Origin of the sequence: Sneathiella litorea, assembly GCF_009882915.1 — a bacterium.
Taxonomy (GTDB): Bacteria; Pseudomonadota; Alphaproteobacteria; order Sneathiellales; family Sneathiellaceae; genus Sneathiella; species Sneathiella litorea.
The window spans coordinates 556,568-575,482 of the sequence record NZ_WTUW01000001.1; the positions used below are offsets into that span (position 1 = coordinate 556,568).

Annotated in this window: 22 protein-coding genes; 17 read left to right on the forward strand and 5 right to left on the reverse strand. The window is 50.1% G+C overall.

Annotated features, from left to right (window positions below):
- Positions 1–242 precede the first annotated feature (242 nt).
- The 16 genes from GQE98_RS02720 (at position 243) to ptsN (ending at position 15,100) form a co-directional block, all read left to right on the forward strand.
- Positions 243–1,451, forward strand: coding sequence for an urea ABC transporter substrate-binding protein (locus GQE98_RS02720; protein WP_161314000.1), 1,209 nt, complete (start codon positions 243–245; stop codon positions 1,449–1,451).
- A 56-nt stretch (positions 1,452–1,507) separates the two neighbouring features.
- Positions 1,508–2,368: an ABC transporter permease subunit gene (locus GQE98_RS02725; protein WP_161314001.1), complete on the forward strand. Its 861-nt coding sequence runs from the start codon at positions 1,508–1,510 to the stop codon at positions 2,366–2,368.
- A 9-nt stretch (positions 2,369–2,377) separates the two neighbouring features.
- Positions 2,378–4,216 (forward strand): ABC transporter permease subunit, encoded by a 1,839-nt coding sequence (locus GQE98_RS02730; protein ID WP_161314002.1) that lies wholly within the window; start codon positions 2,378–2,380, stop codon positions 4,214–4,216.
- A complete protein-coding gene (locus tag GQE98_RS02735; RefSeq protein ID WP_161314003.1) occupies positions 4,200–4,898 on the forward strand; it encodes an ABC transporter ATP-binding protein in 699 nt (232 codons plus the stop codon). The genes GQE98_RS02730 and GQE98_RS02735 overlap by 17 nt, the downstream gene beginning before the upstream one ends.
- 1 nt (position 4,899) lies before the next feature.
- Positions 4,900–5,058 (forward strand): hypothetical protein, encoded by a 159-nt coding sequence (locus tag GQE98_RS02740; RefSeq protein WP_161314004.1) that lies wholly within the window; start codon positions 4,900–4,902, stop codon positions 5,056–5,058.
- Entirely contained in the window at positions 5,036–6,412 is a 1,377-nt protein-coding gene (locus GQE98_RS02745; RefSeq protein WP_202526046.1) for an amidase family protein, read from the forward strand. Before GQE98_RS02740 ends, GQE98_RS02745 begins: the two co-directional genes overlap by 23 nt.
- 12 nt (positions 6,413–6,424) lie before the next feature.
- Positions 6,425–7,561: a transporter substrate-binding domain-containing protein gene (locus GQE98_RS02750; RefSeq protein WP_161314005.1), complete on the forward strand. Its 1,137-nt coding sequence runs from the start codon at positions 6,425–6,427 to the stop codon at positions 7,559–7,561.
- Positions 7,558–8,145, forward strand: a complete 588-nt coding sequence (locus GQE98_RS02755; RefSeq protein ID WP_161314006.1) for an ANTAR domain-containing response regulator — start codon at positions 7,558–7,560, stop codon at positions 8,143–8,145. Before GQE98_RS02750 ends, GQE98_RS02755 begins: the two co-directional genes overlap by 4 nt.
- A 313-nt stretch (positions 8,146–8,458) precedes the next feature.
- Positions 8,459–9,073: a ribonuclease D gene (locus GQE98_RS02760; protein WP_161314007.1), complete on the forward strand. Its 615-nt coding sequence runs from the start codon at positions 8,459–8,461 to the stop codon at positions 9,071–9,073.
- A 130-nt stretch (positions 9,074–9,203) separates the two neighbouring features.
- Entirely contained in the window at positions 9,204–10,205 is a 1,002-nt protein-coding gene (locus GQE98_RS02765) for a KpsF/GutQ family sugar-phosphate isomerase (protein WP_161314008.1), read from the forward strand.
- A 3-nt stretch (positions 10,206–10,208) separates the two neighbouring features.
- Positions 10,209–10,886 (forward strand): LPS export ABC transporter periplasmic protein LptC, encoded by a 678-nt coding sequence (lptC, locus tag GQE98_RS02770; RefSeq protein ID WP_161314009.1) that lies wholly within the window; start codon positions 10,209–10,211, stop codon positions 10,884–10,886.
- Positions 10,887–10,910: 24 nt separating this feature from the next.
- Positions 10,911–11,468, forward strand: a complete 558-nt coding sequence (gene lptA, locus GQE98_RS02775; RefSeq protein WP_161314010.1) for a lipopolysaccharide transport periplasmic protein LptA — start codon at positions 10,911–10,913, stop codon at positions 11,466–11,468.
- 14 nt (positions 11,469–11,482) lie between these two features.
- Entirely contained in the window at positions 11,483–12,256 is a 774-nt protein-coding gene (lptB, locus tag GQE98_RS02780) for an LPS export ABC transporter ATP-binding protein (protein ID WP_161314011.1), read from the forward strand.
- 33 nt (positions 12,257–12,289) lie between these two features.
- Positions 12,290–13,837, forward strand: a complete 1,548-nt coding sequence (gene rpoN, locus GQE98_RS02785) for an RNA polymerase factor sigma-54 (protein ID WP_161314012.1) — start codon at positions 12,290–12,292, stop codon at positions 13,835–13,837.
- Positions 13,838–13,997: 160 nt separating this feature from the next.
- Positions 13,998–14,591, forward strand: coding sequence for a ribosome hibernation-promoting factor, HPF/YfiA family (hpf, locus tag GQE98_RS02790; RefSeq protein WP_161314013.1), 594 nt, complete (start codon positions 13,998–14,000; stop codon positions 14,589–14,591).
- 44 nt (positions 14,592–14,635) lie between these two features.
- The gene (gene ptsN / locus GQE98_RS02795; protein WP_161314014.1) at positions 14,636–15,100 is read left to right on the forward strand and encodes a PTS IIA-like nitrogen regulatory protein PtsN; all 465 of its coding nucleotides are present in this window, start codon (positions 14,636–14,638) and stop codon (positions 15,098–15,100) included.
- Between the two features lie 30 nt (positions 15,101–15,130).
- Here ptsN and GQE98_RS02800 read toward each other — a convergent pair whose 3' ends face one another.
- Both GQE98_RS02800 and GQE98_RS02805 read right to left on the reverse strand, forming a co-directional pair.
- Complete coding sequence (locus GQE98_RS02800; RefSeq protein ID WP_161314015.1) at positions 15,131–15,349, reverse strand: DUF1150 domain-containing protein; 219 nt, start codon at positions 15,347–15,349, stop codon at positions 15,131–15,133.
- A 34-nt stretch (positions 15,350–15,383) separates the two neighbouring features.
- The gene (locus GQE98_RS02805) at positions 15,384–15,842 is read right to left on the reverse strand and encodes an Hsp20 family protein (RefSeq protein WP_161314016.1); all 459 of its coding nucleotides are present in this window, start codon (positions 15,840–15,842) and stop codon (positions 15,384–15,386) included.
- 191 nt (positions 15,843–16,033) lie between these two features.
- On the opposite strand from GQE98_RS02805, the gene GQE98_RS02810 reads away from it, so the two are divergent.
- Entirely contained in the window at positions 16,034–17,545 is a 1,512-nt protein-coding gene (locus tag GQE98_RS02810) for a 3-hydroxyacyl-CoA dehydrogenase (protein ID WP_161314017.1), read from the forward strand.
- Between the two features lie 21 nt (positions 17,546–17,566).
- Here GQE98_RS02810 and GQE98_RS02815 read toward each other — a convergent pair whose 3' ends face one another.
- The 3 genes from GQE98_RS02815 to nthB form a co-directional block, all read right to left on the reverse strand.
- On the reverse strand, positions 17,567–17,830 hold the full coding sequence (locus GQE98_RS02815) for a hypothetical protein (protein ID WP_161314018.1): 264 nt from the start codon (positions 17,828–17,830) through the stop codon (positions 17,567–17,569).
- A 64-nt stretch (positions 17,831–17,894) separates the two neighbouring features.
- Positions 17,895–18,257: a nitrile hydratase accessory protein gene (locus tag GQE98_RS02820; protein ID WP_161314019.1), complete on the reverse strand. Its 363-nt coding sequence runs from the start codon at positions 18,255–18,257 to the stop codon at positions 17,895–17,897.
- Positions 18,247–18,915, reverse strand: a complete 669-nt coding sequence (gene nthB, locus GQE98_RS02825; protein ID WP_161314020.1) for a nitrile hydratase subunit beta — start codon at positions 18,913–18,915, stop codon at positions 18,247–18,249. Before nthB ends, GQE98_RS02820 begins: the two co-directional genes overlap by 11 nt.

Genomic DNA, 18,915 nt, shown 5'->3' on the forward strand with positions numbered 1-18,915 from the left:
TGTGTTGATGGAGGAAAGCTGGAATGCAGAAATTTATGCAAACAATAAGAGGTAAACTTAATATAGAATTTCGTAATACAAAACTCCCTTGACATAATCTAATCCTATGATAGCTTTATTACACGCATTGAAGCGTAGAAAATTGTAAGCGACGTAGCTGAACACCATTCAATTGGGTGATGCTTGTCGCTTTTTTTGTTTTTGTGTTCGGTCGCGTCCAAATTAACAGGAGGACGTGGTTAATGAGAACAATTCTATCAGGAGTATGCGCACTCGCGCTCACGGCAAGCCTATCTATGGGGACCGCAGTTGCCGGCACCAAGATTGGCGCAATTTTTGACCTGACCGGCGGTCTGAACATATATGGCATTCAACAGAACAATGCCCTGCAATTGGCTGTTGAGGAAATCAATGCTAACGGTGGCGTGTTGGGCGAACCCATCGAAGTCATCTCGTATGACGCACAGTCCGAACTCAGTAAATATACCCAGTTTGCCAACACGGCCATTCTCCGGGACAAGATCACCGCGCTCTTCGCTGGCTTGACGAGCTCTTCCCGCGAAGCCATCCGGCCCATCGTACGCAAAGCCAACATCCCCTATTTCTATTCTTCCCTCTATGAGGGCGGCGCTTGCGACAAGGTAACCTTCGTGACCGGATCATCGGCCTCACAGCAAATGTCCAAATTGATCGAATGGGGCGTAAGCACATATGGGCCGAAAATTTACATTATGGCACCAGATTACAACTTTGGAACGATTTCTGCCCATTGGGTCCATGAATATGCAACACGGAACGGCGGCGAGGTTGTTGGAGAAGATTTTCTGCCCCTCACCGTTTCTGATTACGCGCCAACCCTTCAAAAAATCCAGGCGGCAAAGCCGGATTTCGTCGTGGCCCTGCCGGTCGGCGCCAACCAAACCGGCTTTCTTGAACAGTTCGCAGCCGCTGGCCTGAAAGACCGCATTGGAATTGTTTCCACCAACTATGGTTCGGGCAACCAACAAGTCGTTGTCTCGCCTCAGGCTGGCAAAGGCATAATTGCAAGCGCCGGTTACTTCATGGAAGTGGCGAACGACCAGAACGCCGAATTCGTAAAAAAATGGCAGGCTAAGTACGGCACGGATACGCCTATCGTTTCCGGCGCAGTGGACGTCTGGAATGCCGTTCACCTGTGGGCATTGGCTGTAAACAAGGCAAATTCTTCGGAGACCGAAGCTGTCATTAACGCCTTGGAGAGCGGCCTAACCTTTGACGCTCCGAATGGTAAGGTGTCCTTGGACTCCAAATCCCACCATTTGAACCAGAACATCTACATTGCAGAAGGTAATGAGGATCACGGCTTCGATATCCTGGTTACGTTTACGGACGTACCGGCCGTATTCGAAGCGGACAAATGCAACCTGGTTAAAGATCCTGGGTTGGCAGAGCATTTCACACCTGAAAGCTGATTTTTTAAGGGAGTGCCGCGACAATCCGCGGCACTCCATATTCATCGGAAAAGAAAATGGATTATTTTGCGACGGTATTAATTTCATCGCTCTCGAGTGCATCAATCTTATTGATCGCGACACTAGGACTGGCTGTAGTGTTCGGCTTGATGGGCGTGATTAACTTGGCGCATGGTGAGTTTATCATGATGGGCGCCTACTCTGCGCTCACCGCCACGCAGTTGGGCATCCCCTTTATTCTAGCTATTCCGGTTGCAGTGCTGGTGACAATGATCTTCGGCGCGCTCGTGGAAATAATCATTATTAGGCGCCTGTACGGAAGACTGTTTGACACAATGCTGGCCACCTGGGGACTAAGCTTGGCTCTCTATCAAGGCGCGGTGTTGATCTTTGGCTCGGTTTCTCCGGGAATTGGCATGCCCCAAATTAACTTCAACGTCGGAGACTACACTCTGGCGGCATATCCAATATTTATGATTCTCGTTGCCGTCGTAATGCTTGCAGGCATATATGTCCTTCTTACACGGACTGTCTACGGTATGAAGGCACGCGCTGCCATTCAGGTGCCTGATATGGCGCGGGCAATAGGAATTGATTCCGCCCGAACAAATACACTGACGTTCGCCATTGGTTGCGGACTGGCCGGGTTTGCGGGAGCAATCCTCCTCCCTATTGTTCCCGCAACCCCCTCTATGGGCTTTGCATTTGTGATCAAGGCATTTTTGACGGTTGTCATTGCCGGGCCGGTTACTCTTGCAGGCAGTGCTCTGGCCGCTATCGGCGTAGGTACCGGTGCCAGCATTGTTGCCAGCTTCATGACATCAGTTGCTGGCGACCTTTTCTTCTTCATCCTGACTGTTGTCCTGCTACGGCTATACCCTCTGGGGGTTTCCGCCAAGTGGCGTATGAAGCTTTAGGGGGCAACTATGAAACACAATCTAACTACCGCCGAAAAAATTCATGGGTCAATCGGCATTTCAGCGCCCGCTATCGCAGTTGTCATCGCGCTTGGCATCTCCGGCCTGCTTGACCCCTATTTGGCGTATGTCGCGTCCTTGTGGGTAATATATGGCCTTCTGGGTATGAGCCTTGATTTGGTATGGGGCCGCGGCGGTGTCCTGAGTCTCGGTCAAACCGCCTTTTACGGATTAGGCGGGTATTTTGGCTCAGTTGTCGCCATCAACTTCTCCGACCTTACTGGCAACAGCCTTATCTGGGCGTTGCCAACAGGGGCGGTTTGCGGTGCGCTGTCTGCGGCTGTGATCGGGTATCTGATATTCTACGCCCGCACCGGACCTCTTCAGACGACAATTCTCACCTACACATTCACTATCCTGCTATGGACGTTGTCGCAGTCCTTCAAAATTACCATCGGCGAGGCCAAAATTGGGGGTGACAACGGCATGGCCAATATTCCCGGCATGATATTGGCATTTGGAAAGGATGCAGCCGCGCTCGAGCCAAACGCTATGTTTGCAACTGTGGTTGTTATTTCTGCTGTCATATATTTTGCCGTTCGCATGCTTATGAGCGGCCCTTTCGGTAGGGTAATAGACTGCATACGGATTGACGGGGAAAAGACTGAATTGCTCGGCTACGATATCCGGAAATATCAACTTCAGAATTTTATGATTGCCGGTGCAATCGCCGGCATTGCAGGCGCCTTGTTCGCGGCCTGGTCAAATTACCTCAACCCGTCGATTTTCTCAGTACAAGAAGCATTGATGGTGCCGATATATGTTTTGGTCGGCGGCGCCGGAACCTTGTCAGGTGCTTTTATTGGATCTGTGCTTATCGGTGGATTGTCGTTCTGGCTTGGTGGTGGCGCCATCAGTGGACAGACCACATTAATATTAGGGTTGGTACTGATTGTCCTCGTGGTCTTCCTGAAAAATGGTATTCTTGGTGCGCTGAATAGCTTATGGCTCCGTTTTCTTCCAGATCGCAATCGAGCCGTAAACTCCATCAAGCCTGTGACAATAGATGCCTCGGTAGTGGAGAATATTCTTGCAGATGCGGAAATAGCGGCAGGCCCGCCAAAGTCCCTGGAGACAAAAAATGCTACCAAGGCATTTGGCGGCGTCATTCCTGTCAACAACGTATCCCTGAAATTTGAGCCAGGCCTCCCCCATTCCGTTATTGGTCCGAATGGCGCTGGAAAAAGTTCCTTCCTTAAAGTCTGCGTTGGCATGTACCCACCGGATTCCGGTGACGTTCTGCTCGGCGGCGAAAACGTCTCGCATTCGCCTATTTTCCAATGCGTTGCCAAAGGGTTGGGAGTTAAAAACCAAAAACCTCAGGTATTTGGTGAATTGTCCATATTCGAAAATTTATGGACCGCCGCCTTTTCGATGACCCGCGACAAGAATAAGGCCAATCAGATCGCCAATCAGATCCTGACCATGCTGGGCATGCATGAGCAGGGAAATGTGGAAGCATCCGCCCTGTCTCACGGGCAGCAGCAATGGCTGGATATCGGCATGGTGCTCTGCCTGACTCCGCGAACGATTCTATTCGACGAACCCGCTGCCGGGATGACAAATGAGGAAACCCGCGAACTATCTCACCTGGTTAGAATTCTCGCGAAGAAAACAACGGTCCTGGTAGTAGAGCATGACATGGAATTTGTACGCACTCTGGAAGGAATGGTGACCGTCCTTCACCAAGGTGCGTTTTTTGCGAAGGGCGATATCGTAAAATTGCGAGCCGATGACCGAGTTCTGGATATCTATTTGGGGAGGCGCGCACATGTTCAAAGTATCTAACGCGACAGGCGGGTACGGGAAAACCATCATTATTCATGATGTAAGCCTTAATGTTCGGGAAGGCGAGATTGTCGCGCTCCTTGGGCGTAACGGCGTCGGCAAATCGACATTAATGAAATATATGACCGCCATTATTCCGGCAAAGAAAGGCAAAGTGGAAATAGCTGGATGCCCGGCCCCGAACACAACATTTGGCCGCGCCAGGGCCGGTTTGGGATATGTACCGCAAGGGCGGTTTGTGTTTCCCCGCATGTCCGTTACCGAGAACATTGCTGTCGCGGCGGCCACCAATGGCAAGAATGCCACTATGGCGGTCGAGGAAGCGTTGGAGGAATTTCCACTCCTCAGGCCGAAAGCAACAGCGTTGGCAGGTGGCCTGTCCGGCGGACAGCAGCAAGTCCTTGCTTTAGCACGCGCACTGGCGGCAGACCCCTGTATATTGTTGCTGGACGAACCAACGGAAGGCGTTCAGCCCTCAATAATTGATGAAATTGCCGGAACACTCCTTCGAATAAACAAGGAACGGGGCATTTCCATGCTTGTCGCTGAACAGGATTTAGATTTCTGCCTGTCCATTGCTGAAAGAGCCTATGTCATGGAGAGAGGTACTATCCGTCTGGAAACTGACCGGGAAAACCTGCGTAAGGACAAGGCTCTGCAGCAAGAGTTGCTTGGGGTGTGACATGACGCAGAAAGTACCTTTATCCGAACAGCAAAAGCATCATATCGAGGCGACCCTCAAGAGAATTACAGAAGGGCTAGCAAAAAAATGCGATCCAGATCTGGAGCCGTCTCATATCTTTAATCCGGAGGCGTTTAGTGAGAAAAGAGTTGAGCGTTGAGAAGAACTGGACTGTCAGCTCTCAGTCCAAGGCAATGGCGGCTGGCGATGTTTCAGCAATGGAATTAGCGAACGTCGCGCTTAAGTTGGCTGCTGATCAGACTGTCCTGAATGCGATTGTGTCACTGGATCCGGAAATTGTTCGCCAGCAGGCTGAAGCGTCGGATGTACGCCGGAAATCAGGAAACCTTTTGAGCGAGATTGATGGTGTTTGCATCGCTGTAAAAGATAACTTTTGGACGAAAGATTATCCCACGACGGCCTGTTCAAACGCGGCACCCGTATATCCGGAAAACGTAGATTCATCGGTTGTGGAAAAACTTCGGTCTGCAGGTGCCATAATTTTTGCCAAGACAAACATGCATGAATGGGCATATGGCGCAACAAATGGAACGTCCAGTATTGGCCCGACAAGGAACCCCCATAACGTCGAGCATATAACCGGGGGAAGCAGCGGTGGCTCCGCGGCGTTGGTTGCCGCCGGAATTGTACCTGCTGCCTTAGGAAGCGATACCGGTGGATCTGTCCGCATTCCTTCCGGGGCCTGCGGGATTTATGGATTTAAGCCAAGCTATGGCCGTGCATCACGGCATGGAGTATTGCCGTTATCCTGGTCATTGGATGCGCCGGGACTGATGGCCACTACATTACATGACCTTGAACTCCTACTTCCGTATTTTATTGGCGCTGATCAGGCAGATGGAACCACGATCCATTCCAAACCCTACACAGCCGGTAAAACTATCGAGCACCCAAAGCTGGTAAATCTTGTTGGCGCCGGACTGGAACGAAGCGAGGAAGTCAATGCAACGCTCAATCATGCCCTGCAGCAGGTTCAAGCCTTTGCTGAAGTAAATACAGGCGAAATCCCGGATCTCGGCTCCTACTTCGCGGCGTGGGAGGCAATCCTTCACGCCGAAGCCACGAGCTTTCATGCCGAACAGCTTGCCAACGATCCGTCCGGATATAGCGCGATCACCCGATCACATCTTGAGGCTGGAAAATTGCTGTCGGCGACCGAGTTATTAAAAGCACAACAATTGCGAACTGAGTTTTGCCGTGCAATAGATGAACTATTGAAAAATGCGGATGCTCTGGTTTTGCCGACCCTCCCCGTCACCGCGCCAAAACTTGGTGAAGACTGGCAGGAATTTGGAAATTTGCGAGTGACAAGCCAGGATAGCATGACGTGGTTTTGCTGGCTCGGCAACTTGGCCGGTTTGCCATGCCTCTCTATCCCTTGCGGGCTATCCCACGCAGGCCTGCCGGTCGGCATGATGTTAATGGGGCGAGCCGGAGACGATGAGAAACTGTTCAATGCAGCGCGTCAATTGGATTTGGCCATTAATCCTTGATAGGATGGATATATGAAACAGAGGCCGTTCAGCTTTGGAGTCCTGTTCTCGCAATCAGGGACAATGGCAGTAACCGAAACTGCGCATCTGCAAGGAATTCTTCTTGCCTGTGAGGAAATCAACAACGCGGGCGGTATCAACGATCGGCTGCTTGATCCGATAATTCTTGACCCGAAGAGTGATGCGTCGACATACGCGCGAATGACAACAGAATTGCTATTGCGCCATAACGTCAATGTTATTTTCGGATGCTGTCTCTCCTCAAGCCGAAAGCGTGTATTGCCAATCGTGGAAAGATTCAATGGCGTGCTCTTCTACCCGTCAGTCTATGAGGGGTTCGAATATTCACCAAATGTGATTTACGGTGGCGCTACGCCAAACCAGATGATCATTCCACTATTGGAGTATTTATTTTCCAAAGGTCAGAAAAAAGCCGTCCTTATTGGAACGGATACTCTGTTCGCCCGTGAAATCAATCGAATAGTCGCCGAGTTTTTAACTGAAAGTGGTGGCTCATTTGTTACTAAAGATTATGTCCCGCTGGGAACACCGAAAGAAGCATTTAGAAACATTGCCCTTCGTTCCATTGAAAGCCAGCCTGACATTATCCTGTCTACTTTTGTTGGGGGTGAAATTCAGAAATTTTATGAATGCTTTTCGGATTTGTCGGACACCCACAAACTGCCCCAAATTGCCTCCCTGACGACTACAGAGTCAGAATTGGCAACCCTACCGGAAAACGCACGCGCCGGGCATTTGACAGTCTCTTCTTACTTTGGCTCGGAAGAGGATCCAGATAACAAGAAATTCGTGGAACTTTATAAATCGAAATTTGGAAAATCACGGCAACCAAGTGTTTATACACAGACAACCTACAATCAAATCCACATGCTTTCCGAGGCATTGAAATGGTCAGCGAGCGACTCAAGCGAAGATATTCTGAGCTCTCTATCCAGCGTTTCCCTTGAGGTACCCGGCGGGAGAATTTCTCTGGACAGTGATACAAATCATACTATTCTTAGAAGGCTGATCGGCGAGTCCGACAAAAACGGCGCGTTCAAAATAGTTTGGAGCAGCCCGGATGTTGTTAACCCTGATCCCTACTTAATGAGCTATGACCGCCTGATTGTAGCTAATAGGATGACATGACCGACTCAGAGATATCAATTCTGAGAAATTTGCGAAAAACCCGAACACTCGTCTTACATCCCGATGACGAGGACGGTATTGCTTTGACACGGCATTTGGTTCGCGTCGGCTGTGCCGCTGAACGGGTATGGCCCGCTCCGGCCGAATTGCCGCAAGAAGTTAGTGTGGTCTTGTTTCTGCTAAGCCCGGATGAAGACAGCAATTCATATGAATGGATGAGTTCAGAAGCGGATGTGGCACGCATTGCTATTATATCCTATGAGACGCCTGAAATTCTGGTTCAACTGGATAAGCTGAATGCTCATAGTATACTCACGAAACCTATTCGACACTTTGGCGTTCTTGCAGCTGTCACTAATTCCATTCAGGTTTCCAACCATATCGCCCGCCTGCGCCGCCGAATTCGGCTGCAAGATGAAACCCTCAAAGGACGGCGAAAAGTTGAAACAGCAATCGGCATTTTAAGAAAATCCCGAGGAATTTCTGAAGAGAAGGCCTACCGCCTATTGAGAGAAAAATCGATGAGGGATCGCATTCCAATTAGTGAACTTGCTGAAGCTTTCATCGTTTCGAGCGATCTTTAAACCTCGACTGATTTTCAGATCGCGGCCACAGCGGTTAGCGTGAACTAATGCTCAAATTACGAATTTTTAGTGCTGGCGAAGCTTATCGCTGGATTTCTTGTTCCAAGAACGGTGAAACGTTAGTTAAATCCCTCCTTGTGTTCCCAAAATACTGCTGTTATACAATGAAAAGAAGGTGGAGATTTTTTCTCTTGTTTTTCAACAACATATAGCCTTAAAGCACTCAATTTTTCTTCTTGTAACGCGTGCTTTAGCATATATTTACGGTTAAGCCTCTATCCTTCTCACACACTAGCCGGTACCGGAGGATAATATGGCAATTTTTCTGCATCATGGTGACCTTCCCGACGATGTCGACCTTGGTTCGTCCATTGCAGTGGACAGTGAGACAATGGGGCTACTTCCTCATCGTGATCGGCTGTGTCTGGTTCAACTTTCTTCCGGCGATGGCAATGCTCATCTCGTAAAGTTTGACGGGAAAAATTATGATGCGCCGAATCTTGTGCGGCAGCTTGGAGACCCGGAGCGGCTTAAAATCTTCCACTTTGGCCGGTTTGACATTGCGGTGATGGAACATTATCTCGGCGTGACATGCGCGCCTGTATATTGCACGAAGATCGCGTCGCGCCTCGTCAGAACCTACACTGATCGGCATGGGCTGAAAAATCTGTGCCAGGAAATCCTTGGCATCGACATTTCCAAGCAACAGCAGTCGTCTGACTGGGGTGCAGATGACCTGAGTGAGGCGCAAATGGAGTATGCCGCCTCCGATGTGTTATACCTTCACCAGCTTAAATCACGCCTAGACGAAATGTTAATACGTGAAGGACGCGTCGAATTGGCTGAGCAATGCTTCAGGTTTCTTCCGACAAGAGCGAAACTCGATCTTGCGGGATGGATGGACACAGACATCTTCTCACATAGCTAAGACTGAGTGACAAAAAGCTATTAACCTTGTTAAAAAGGCGTAATTTTCTTATATATTAATGAACTCAGAGATAGCGTGTCTGACTGGTAGAGCCTTTACCGGGATATGCAAACAGACGACGGATCAATTAATGGCAATTTCAAAGGAAGCGGTAACGACAAGGGAGCAAGACTCCCCTGATCTTGTGGCCGCCCGGAAAGTCCTTAGAACAGAAGCGGATGCACTTTTACAGCTTCTTGACGATCTCGACGGCGAATTTATTAAAGCCCTCGATTATATCTTCAAGTCAAAGGGCCGCGTGATCGTTAGTGGCATGGGCAAAAACGGACATATCGGCAGCAAGATTGCCGCAACATTGGCCTCCACCGGAACGCCCGCACAATTTGTCCACCCTGCCGAAGCCAGCCATGGCGATTTAGGAATGATCACCAGAAATGATGTCGTGTTGTGCCTGTCCAATTCTGGCGGCACCAAGGAACTGAGCGATATTATTGCCTATACCAGACGCTTCGATATCCCGCTTATCGCAATCGTCGGCAAGGCAGATAGCACCCTCGGACGGCGCTCAGACGCACTATTGTTGTTACCTGATGCACCGGAAGCCTGTCCGATGGGCCTAGCACCCACAACCTCGACAACTGCGGCATTGGCGATCGGGGATGCCTTGGCCGTGGCCCTCCTTTCCCGCCGTGGCTTCGATGCAGAGCAATTCCGTGTCTTTCATCCGGGCGGCAAATTGGGAGGGTCCCTAATCAAGGTCGCGGATCTGATGCATACAGGGGACGCCATGCCGCTTGTTAATGAAAACACGTTAATGAGCGAAGCCCTGATTGAAATATCAACTAAAAGTTTCGGGTGTGTTGGAATTCTGAATTCAGACAAAGCGCTAGTCGGAATCATAACGGATGGTGACTTGCGTCGCCATATGGGCGCAGACCTTTTGGGGAAACCTGTCAATGAAGTGATGACCCATAATCCGCAAACCATTACCTCCAGGGCGCTCGCAGGTGAAGCACTTGCGAAAATGAATTCGACCGGCTTCAATGGCATTACCTGCCTTTTTGTGGTCGATGAGGATCAAACCATCGGCATAATCAGCGTACATGATTGCCTGCGCAGCGGGGTCATGTAAAAGATGAAGCGCGCGGATGCAATCCCGGCAAAAGACGAAATTCCAAAAAAGCCGCCGACAGGAAAACCTAATTTCATCGGCACCGCCGGGCTGGTGGAAATGAAATTCAATGCGCGCTACAGCCATTTTGTCGCTATCATCAAATTCATATTGTTAGGCCTCGCAATCCTGTTGATTGGCCTCGCCTTTATTCTGCCCAACCTCGATAAACCTGAGGGCTTTACATTCGACTATGCGGACGTAACTGTTTCAGATGATGGCTTGACTATGAAAAACCCGCAGTATGTCGCAAGCGATATAAACGAGCGACAATACGTCGTTACGGCGGATACGGCGACGCAGAAATCTGCCACAGCCTCTTTGGTATCGCTCGAGAATTTGCAGGCCGACATAACACTTCCGAGCGACGACTGGATATCTATCAGCGCCCCGAATGGAGAACTTGATACCGAAACCGGCATTCTAAATCTGTATGGTAAAATAGAAATATATAGTGACAGCGGCAATCAGCTTTACGCAAATTCGGCGCAAGTTAACTTGAAGAAACAAACAATTACCAGCGAGAATCCGCTGAAAGGTCATGGTCCACTTGGTACCATTGAAGCTGACAGCCTTGCTGCGGACCAGATTACTGGTAACATACGCTTTGGCGGCAACGTCAAAATGGTTATCAATCCTTAACAACAAATCTTGGATAATCACCGAATGCGCAGGTTGATCAAAAAAGCAAAAATACTAACTCTTGTCACCTGCATGTTTGCTGCCGGTTTGCCTTATGGCGCATTGGCCCAATCAGCTCTTACAGGAGGAAGCCTTGATACCAATCAACCGATTGAAATCACGGCGGACACACTTGAAGTTCAGCAGGCTAATCAGCTCGCGATTTTTGAAGGTAACGTTCAGGTCGTTCAGGGAGAAATCCGGATGAGGGCCGCCCAGCTGACAGTTCATTATGTTGACAAGAATCAATCGAAAGAAGGGGGCCCCACCAACATCCACCGGATTGATGCTCTGGGGGACGTTTTCCTGGCCAGCCCACGTGAAACGGCACAGGGGGATAAAGGCGTCTATGACGTCACAAATAAGCAAATTGATTTGTTGGGAAATGTGGTATTAACACAAGGAAAGAATGTGCTCCGCGGTGACAAACTGACCCTCGACCTGATTACTGGAAAGAGCCGGGTTGAAGGCGTTGGTACAACAGACGGAAGCACGGGCCGCGTCAAAGGAATATTTGTTCCTGAAAAGAAAGCCGGAGAGTAGAGTATGAGGCGCAAATGACAACAGGAACGCAAGAATTGGATCGGGGCCCTCGGCTAGTAGCCGAAAATACCGGTCTAAGAGCGAAGAACATTGGGAAATCCTTTAAAAAGCGGCCAATCCTTCGCGGAGTAGACATTATTGTCAATCGCGGTGAAGCCGTTGGCCTTCTCGGTCCTAATGGAGCAGGGAAAACCACCAGCTTCTACATCATTTCGGGGTTGCTGCGACCGGATTATGGTACGATTTACCTTGATGGCCGGGACGTGACGGAACTTCCAATGTATCGGCGGGCGCGTCTTGGTATCGGCTACCTGCCGCAGGAAGCCTCGATTTTCCGTGGAATGAATGTAGAGCAGAATATTCGATCCGTTTTGGAGCTTATCGAGCCGGTTCGTGAAAAGCGGGAGAACGAATTGGAAAGCCTGTTGGCCGAGTTTTCCATATCCCATCTTCGGCGCACGCCCTCAATAGCTCTTTCTGGCGGCGAACGCCGCCGGGTGGAAATAGCCCGCGCATTGGCAGGTAAACCAAATTATATCATGCTTGATGAACCTTTAGCGGGCATCGATCCAATCGCGGTTGGTGACATCCGTGATCTTGTCTCCCATCTTAAGGACCGCGGCATCGGCGTTCTGATTACTGAACATAATGTACGTGAAACACTTGATATCATTGACCGTGCATATATTCTTAACGAAGGTCGTGTCATAAAAGAGGGGATCCCGTCGGAGATTGTATCCGACGAAGGAGTGAGACGCGTTTACTTGGGGGATCGATTCAATCTCTAGACCAATTGAGATTGACAGAGATCGGGAGTGACAATGGCGCTAACGCCGAGACTTGATCTAAGGCAAAGCCAGCAGCTTGTGATGACACCACAGCTGCAACAAGCGATCAAGCTGTTGCAATTATCCAATCTGGACCTTGCCGCCTATGTGGAGCAGGAACTGGAGAAGAACCCGCTTCTCGAGCGGGCGGACGCCCTTCCCAATGAGGATGATTTTAACTCAGCAGACGACGGGGCGGATTTTGAGAACGAAGGGGACACTGGAGCACTCAAGGAACTAAGTATTTCTGACGACGTCCCACTGTCCGCGGCTGAAAATTCCGCGATAGATACGGATTACGACAACATCTATACCAGTGACGCTCCACTGGATACGCCATCAGACGCCATCGGCGCGGATGCCGCAAATACTGGCGTACTCGCCGCAAGTTCAGGGGGCGGAAATTCATTTTCTGGAACTGATCTTAATCTTGAGAATACCCTGAGTGAGGATCTGTCTCTGCGCGATCATCTCAGCCAGCAGTTAAATCTTCTCTCCCTCTCTCCTGCAGACAAGCTTATCGCTTCCTATCTGATTGATATGGTGAGCGATGCGGGATATCTCATTGGCGATCTGAACGAAGCGTCGGAAAATCTCGGCTGTCCGCTTGCACGGCTTCAATCTGTCCTGCAAACCCTGCGGGGCCTGGAACCAACGGGGGTCTTTGCGACTGACCTTGCGGACTGTCTCGCTTTGCAGCTAATGGAAAGAAACCGGTACGACCCGGCGATCGCGGCGCTTCTGCAAAACCTGCAGATGCTCGCGGAAGGAAACCTCAAGGAACTGCTGGCAGTCTGTGGTGTCGACAAGGAAGACCTTGCCGAAATGATTGCAGAAATTAAAATGCTGGACCCGAAACCCGGGCTACAATTCGGTGGCGAGGTCGCCCAGACAGTTGTGCCGGATGTTTTTGTTCATCGGAGGCCAGACGGCGGCTGGCAAATCGAATTGAATAGCGAAACGCTGCCTAAGGTACTCGTCAACAACCGCTACTATTCAGTCATCAATAACAGATCGCGGCGTAAGGAAGAAAAAGAGTATCTGTCCGAATGCCTGAATTCGGCAAACTGGCTGGTAAAATCGCTGGATCAGCGCGCGCATACTATTCTGAAAGTTGCCACCGCGCTTGTCGAAGAGCAGGAGATGTTCTTCACGCAGGGCATTGAATTTCTCCGTCCGCTAAACCTTAAAACCATTGCCGAAGCAATTTCGATGCATGAAAGCACCGTTAGCCGGGTTACGTCTAATAAATATCTGGCAACCTCCCGCGGCGTGTTCGAACTGAAATATTTCTTCACCTCGGCTATCAACGCAACATCTGGCGGTGATTCCCATTCGGCCGCCTCAGTCCGGCACAAATTAAAACAGCTTATTGACGACGAAGCGCCAAATCGCATCCTTTCGGACGATAAAATAGTCGAATTGATGAAACTTCAAGGGATAGATATTGCACGGCGCACCGTTGCAAAGTATCGTGATGCTATGAAGATACCGTCGTCCGTTGAACGGCGAAAAATGAAAAAGCAGCTGATTGCTTCATAAATGGGGATGCAGTTAATGGTGCCATCGGCACAGCATTTTTCCGTTTCAAATAGCGTGTGTTGACATTGCCACGCGCAAAAACTATGGTCCCGCCCTCAAATGGAATTTAGCACTATTTTTCGGCGGATATTGTTCTCACTTCAAGGATTGGATCGTTGTGATGCATGTGATTGTAAAAGGTAAGCAGATTGATGTCGGCGATGCCCTTCGCGAGCATATCGAAGGGAATCTGGAGAATGGCGTTTCCAAATATTTTGATAATGCGATAGATGCGCAGGTAACGTTGAGCCGAAAAGGCCATAATTTCCATACAGAGTGTAATGTCCACATCGGTTCCGGCATCGATGTCGCGGCCTCTGCCGATCACGAGGATGCTTATAGCAGCTTTGATTCAGCACTGGAGCGCATAGAGAAGCAGCTCCGCCGGTATAAGCGGCGTCTTAAAAGCCACCATGGCAAAGAACGCTTTCAGGCGAAAAGGGCTCTTGCCGCGCAGAGCTATGTTCTGGCCCCAGAGCCCGAAGAGGATACGTCCGAGAACGAAACGCAAGAGGATTGGCAGCCCATGATTGTTGCGGAAAGCAACGCAAATATACCGGATTGCTCTGTCGGTGAAGCAGTGATGCGTATGGACCTTGCAAATCTTCCCGCAATGATGTTCTTTAATTCCTCGACGAAAGAGCTGAATGTGGTTTACCGGCGGCCAGATGGCAATTTTGGCTGGATCGACCCCAAGGTCGAAAAGTCCGCATAAATATTTATTTGTTGCCGTCTATCCGAGCAACCAGATCAGGTATCATGGAAATCAGCGATCTTATTCAGCCGCAAACAGTCTTTGCGGACCTGAAAGTCACAAGCAAGAAGCAAGCATTGCAGGAGTTGGCACGTCGTGCCGCAGTTGCTACCGGCTGCTCTGAACGGGATATTCTGGACGTTCTTATTGAGCGGGAACGTCTGGGGACCACAGGGATTGGGAAAGGTATTGCCATCCCCCATGGAAAGCTTCCCGGAATTGATAAAGTCTATGGTATTTTCGCAAAGCTGAATACCGGTGTCGATTTTGATTCAATGGACAATCTGCCCGTTGATCTTCTGTTTTTGTTGCTGGCGCCTGAATCGGCCGGTGCCGATCATCTCAAGGCACTTGCCCGTGTCTCCCGCACTCTTCGAGACAAGGGCCGCTGCGAGAAGCTGAGAGGCAGCCAGGATGCAGATGCTCTATATGCTATCCTGACCGAAGAAGGCGCGCAATCCGCCGCCTGAATTAACAAAGAGAAATCTCAGAATACGCGCTTAGTTGACGAGGAACGCCTCGAAATCATTCTGGCGGGCAACGACCAGCGCAGCATCGGCTGACTTTTCTTCACCGAGTTGCTGACCATTCGCGGCAAAAATGCGGTATATGACAGCCCCGTTTTCCTCAGCGGCACGTATATAAGCCATATCCATAGAGCCCAACATACCGAAGGCGGCGGGACTTAAATGGCGGAGAGTAGCTTCTTGATATTGCATTATTAAAACTCCTTAACGCGACCCCAACAAATTATTAGTCAATGAATTCCGTTGTATTAACAGTTTTCATTTCTTTCTTTGAACTTTTCTTTCTGATCTTGATTTCGCGACTTTCCGTTTTCGGTGTCGGTAATTGTAAATCAATATGCAAAAGCCCGTTCTCGATATCAGCGCCGGTAACTTTTAATCCCTCCGCAAGAATAAATTTACGTTGGAACTGGCGGGCAGCGATACCACGATGAAGAAAGACACGGTCCGATTCATCTCTTTGCTTACCATGAATGATAAGCTGGTTTTGTTCCAGTGTTATCTGTAAATCATCCTCGGTAAAACCGGCAACAGCAAGGGTAATTCGTATTTCATTATCACCCATCTGTTCAATATTATAAGGCGGATAGCCTTCATTCGAAGACTTCGAGAGTTGATCGAGAATCTGTTCAAATCGACCAAACCCCAGCATAAGCGGGTGATTAAATGACGACGCGCGTGGCATAAACTTTCTCCTCCAAACGAGCGAGTTAGTTGTCGGTTAGCCATCAACCGCAACTATGAATAGCCCAAAATGGCACTATTGATAGAATATGTAAGTATTACGCGCCATAGCATCAAGGTAGGGTTTTACAAATTTCATGCGCACGTTATAAGTCGTCAACAGTTTCGGCAAAAACAAAAACGGAAAACAATATGAGCATCGACCCGCAAAAGCAGGATTTGAAAATTGGTATCGTCGGCGCCGGCGCAATGGGCCGGGGTATAGCCCAGGTCTCCGCAACTGGCGGCATGCCGGTGTATATCTTTGACGCAGCTGACGGCGCCGCGGCCACAGCAAAGGATTTTATTGCCTCAATGATTAGCCGGTCAGTTGAAAAAGGCCGTATGGAGAAAAGCGAAGGTGATGCCGCCATTGGACGCATCCATGCCGCAGAAAAAATGGAAGATCTCTCTGATTGCGACCTGGTAGTCGAGGCGATCGTCGAAAATATTGATATAAAGCAGAAGGTTTTCCAGCAGCTAGAAACGATAGTTCGCCCTGAAACCATCCTTGCCTCTAACACCTCCAGTATCCGCATTTCCTCTATTGCGTCCGCCTGCACGCATCGCAACCGGATTGCAGGACTGCATTTCTTCAATCCCGTTCCTCTAATGAAACTCGTCGAAGTCATTAACGGTACCGATACCAGTGATGACGTTACGAAAGCGTTGGAAGTCATCGGAAAGCGCATGGGTCGCGTACCCGTCGTCGTCAAGGATGCTCCGGGCTTCCTGGTTAACCTTGGCGGACGCGCCTACACAACCGAGGCTTTGCGGATTGTTTCTGAAGGCGTTGCGACGCCCTTCCAAGTGGACGCCATCATGCGCGATGCCTGCGGGTTCCGCATGGGCCCATTTGAGCTTATTGACCTCACAGGGATCGACGTCAACTTTCCGGTCAGCCAGATTATTTACAATGGCTACTTCCAAGATAAGCGCCTTTCCACCTACCCCTTGCATGAAAGCATGATGGAAGCGGGCCGCCTTGGGAAGAAAACAAAGGCCGGTTTCTATGAGTATACTGAAGATAGCACTATTATACGCCCGGACGTGACGGAAGAAATCTCCGCAAGCCCGGCCCGCCGCGTAATCCTTGCTGAACCCTCTGCGGTACTGGACGGTCTTTTACGCGACCTCGGCGTAAGTGTTCTTTCAGAAGATGATGGTGTTTCTCCTATCCTCGCGGATCCGATAGGAGAGGATTGTACGGCTCTATCGACCCGACTTGGCCTTGATTCGAAGCGGTTGGTTGCAATTGATACCCATACCGGTGTCTTCTCTCGTGCAACGGTGATGGCAGCCCCTGGTGCCGATGAGGAAATTGTTCAATCCGTCATGGCAATGCTGGGTGGGGTTTCCGGCGGCGTTACCCGCATTAAGGACAATCCGGGTTTCGTTGCCCAGCGCATACGCGCCATGATCGCGAACCTCGGCTGCGAAATGGCCCAGATCGGCGTCGCAACGCCGGAAGATATTGATAAAGGTATGAAGCTGGGACTTAATTATCCGCTAGGGTCCGTCGAGCTTGCCGAGAATATGGGCACCCGAAACTGCCTTCAAATTCTGGAAAAGCTACAGGAAATTACTGGGGAAGACCGGTATCGGCCAAGCCAGTGGCTTCGCCGTCGCGCCCTTCTGGATCTACCGATCCATACCCTGGATTAACACAGCACGAGCGCCCGTCTTTTATTGGACGGGCGTTTCTTCTTCTCTTTCCGATGCCATCTGTGCCATTTCCTGAAGTGCCCCGGCGGCATTACCACCAAGACTGGTTTCCACGGCCTGCATCATTGTGGCAATAACTGCAGCCGTGAAATGTTCGCGCTCTAGTCCGGCGGTCAAGCAATCCTGTAACGCAGTGTCGAGGTGGCCAGTGATTATTTCGGCGGCTTTCTCCAACTTGCTCTGGGTATCATCATCGGGCACGAGGTTTGAAATATTGTCAGTCACGGGCTTTCCAGTTTTTAGATTGATTTAACCAGAGACATAAGGCTTTGTCCCTCGATACGCAAATCTATTTCCGGGATTTATGAATTTCAATTGGCTGACCGTGTGGGGTATGTTCCGAGGCTTCGTGCCATTCGGCTTTACGTGTCGACAATTGTTCTGTCGTTAGTAAGTTTTTCTGCGTGACGATTTTCTCAAGCGCCGATAGCCAGCAAAGATAGTAGGCCGTGTTTCCGACCCCATGCCCTGAAGCAGTATCAGCTGAAATTTCAGCGCCAAAAACATCCGCCCATTCGCTCCAGCTGAACTGGCCAGCTTCATTCAGTTTCACTGTCATCGCAAAGGCCTGCGCCTGCCATGGTTCTTCAAAGACCGGGCCATCGCCATCCTGCGGGATATCGATAGCCTGAAGTGCGGGGTCAAGCTGCATCGCCCGGCGCCTCCAAATAGTCATCCCACAGGTCGATAAAGATATAATCGCCTTCGGTGCCATCCGGTCCCCAAAGCTCAGTGGAAGCAAACTTCACACTATAAAGCGGCTGTGGATCACTCTTTCCTTGCGCGCTTGCATCCGGGAAAACATGTGGTCCGTAATCCGCAACGATTTCCCCAATATGCCCCCTCGCATAACGGGGCAGGCGTGTATGTCCCACAGGATGAATGTTCTTTGCGCGCACTTTATCCCCCACCTTGAAGCGGGCAGACTTTCCTCTTTCCGCAATATAGTTTCCGCCTTTATCCATCACAGTATCGACATCCTCTCCCTTCAGGGCGGGACGCGGTATTGATACCGGTTTTGCCGGAACAGTGCCGGAGAGTTCCTCCTCCGAGATTACACCTTTCTCGCTCAAAATGCGGATAAGGCCATCAAGCCAGATTTCATAGTAGCTGCTGCCGAGATATTTCGCCGGATCCATGCGTTCCCGGGCATGACGTGATTCATCTTGATTACGCACGCCGACAGCAGAAATCGCGTTGTTCATCGCAAACATCCGCTTTTCCCAATCCGCATGGAAAACCGGTTCATTCTCCTCAGGTTTAACCGGGCCCATGCCATGCATGCCGCCCATATCATGCACACCATCCAT

Coding starts and splice junctions, on each gene's coding strand:
- GQE98_RS02820 (WP_161314019.1), bottom strand. CDS start 18,257: ATGCAGCTTGACCCCGCACTTCAGGCTATCGATATCCCGCAGGATGGC.
- hpf (WP_161314013.1), top strand. CDS start 13,998: ATGCATGTGATTGTAAAAGGTAAGCAGATTGATGTCGGCGATGCCCTT.
- lptC (WP_161314009.1), top strand. CDS start 10,209: ATGAAGCGCGCGGATGCAATCCCGGCAAAAGACGAAATTCCAAAAAAG.
- lptB (WP_161314011.1), top strand. CDS start 11,483: ATGACAACAGGAACGCAAGAATTGGATCGGGGCCCTCGGCTAGTAGCC.
- GQE98_RS02760 (WP_161314007.1), top strand. CDS start 8,459: ATGGCAATTTTTCTGCATCATGGTGACCTTCCCGACGATGTCGACCTT.
- GQE98_RS02750 (WP_161314005.1), top strand. CDS start 6,425: ATGAAACAGAGGCCGTTCAGCTTTGGAGTCCTGTTCTCGCAATCAGGG.
- GQE98_RS02755 (WP_161314006.1), top strand. CDS start 7,558: ATGACCGACTCAGAGATATCAATTCTGAGAAATTTGCGAAAAACCCGA.
- GQE98_RS02725 (WP_161314001.1), top strand. CDS start 1,508: ATGGATTATTTTGCGACGGTATTAATTTCATCGCTCTCGAGTGCATCA.
- GQE98_RS02800 (WP_161314015.1), bottom strand. CDS start 15,349: ATGCAATATCAAGAAGCTACTCTCCGCCATTTAAGTCCCGCCGCCTTC.
- GQE98_RS02805 (WP_161314016.1), bottom strand. CDS start 15,842: ATGCCACGCGCGTCGTCATTTAATCACCCGCTTATGCTGGGGTTTGGT.
- GQE98_RS02810 (WP_161314017.1), top strand. CDS start 16,034: ATGAGCATCGACCCGCAAAAGCAGGATTTGAAAATTGGTATCGTCGGC.
- nthB (WP_161314020.1), bottom strand. CDS start 18,915: ATGGATGGTGTGCATGATATGGGCGGCATGCATGGCATGGGCCCGGTT.
- GQE98_RS02730 (WP_161314002.1), top strand. CDS start 2,378: ATGAAACACAATCTAACTACCGCCGAAAAAATTCATGGGTCAATCGGC.
- ptsN (WP_161314014.1), top strand. CDS start 14,636: ATGGAAATCAGCGATCTTATTCAGCCGCAAACAGTCTTTGCGGACCTG.
- rpoN (WP_161314012.1), top strand. CDS start 12,290: ATGGCGCTAACGCCGAGACTTGATCTAAGGCAAAGCCAGCAGCTTGTG.
- lptA (WP_161314010.1), top strand. CDS start 10,911: ATGCGCAGGTTGATCAAAAAAGCAAAAATACTAACTCTTGTCACCTGC.
- GQE98_RS02720 (WP_161314000.1), top strand. CDS start 243: ATGAGAACAATTCTATCAGGAGTATGCGCACTCGCGCTCACGGCAAGC.
- GQE98_RS02740 (WP_161314004.1), top strand. CDS start 4,900: ATGACGCAGAAAGTACCTTTATCCGAACAGCAAAAGCATCATATCGAG.
- GQE98_RS02765 (WP_161314008.1), top strand. CDS start 9,204: ATGGCAATTTCAAAGGAAGCGGTAACGACAAGGGAGCAAGACTCCCCT.
- GQE98_RS02735 (WP_161314003.1), top strand. CDS start 4,200: ATGTTCAAAGTATCTAACGCGACAGGCGGGTACGGGAAAACCATCATT.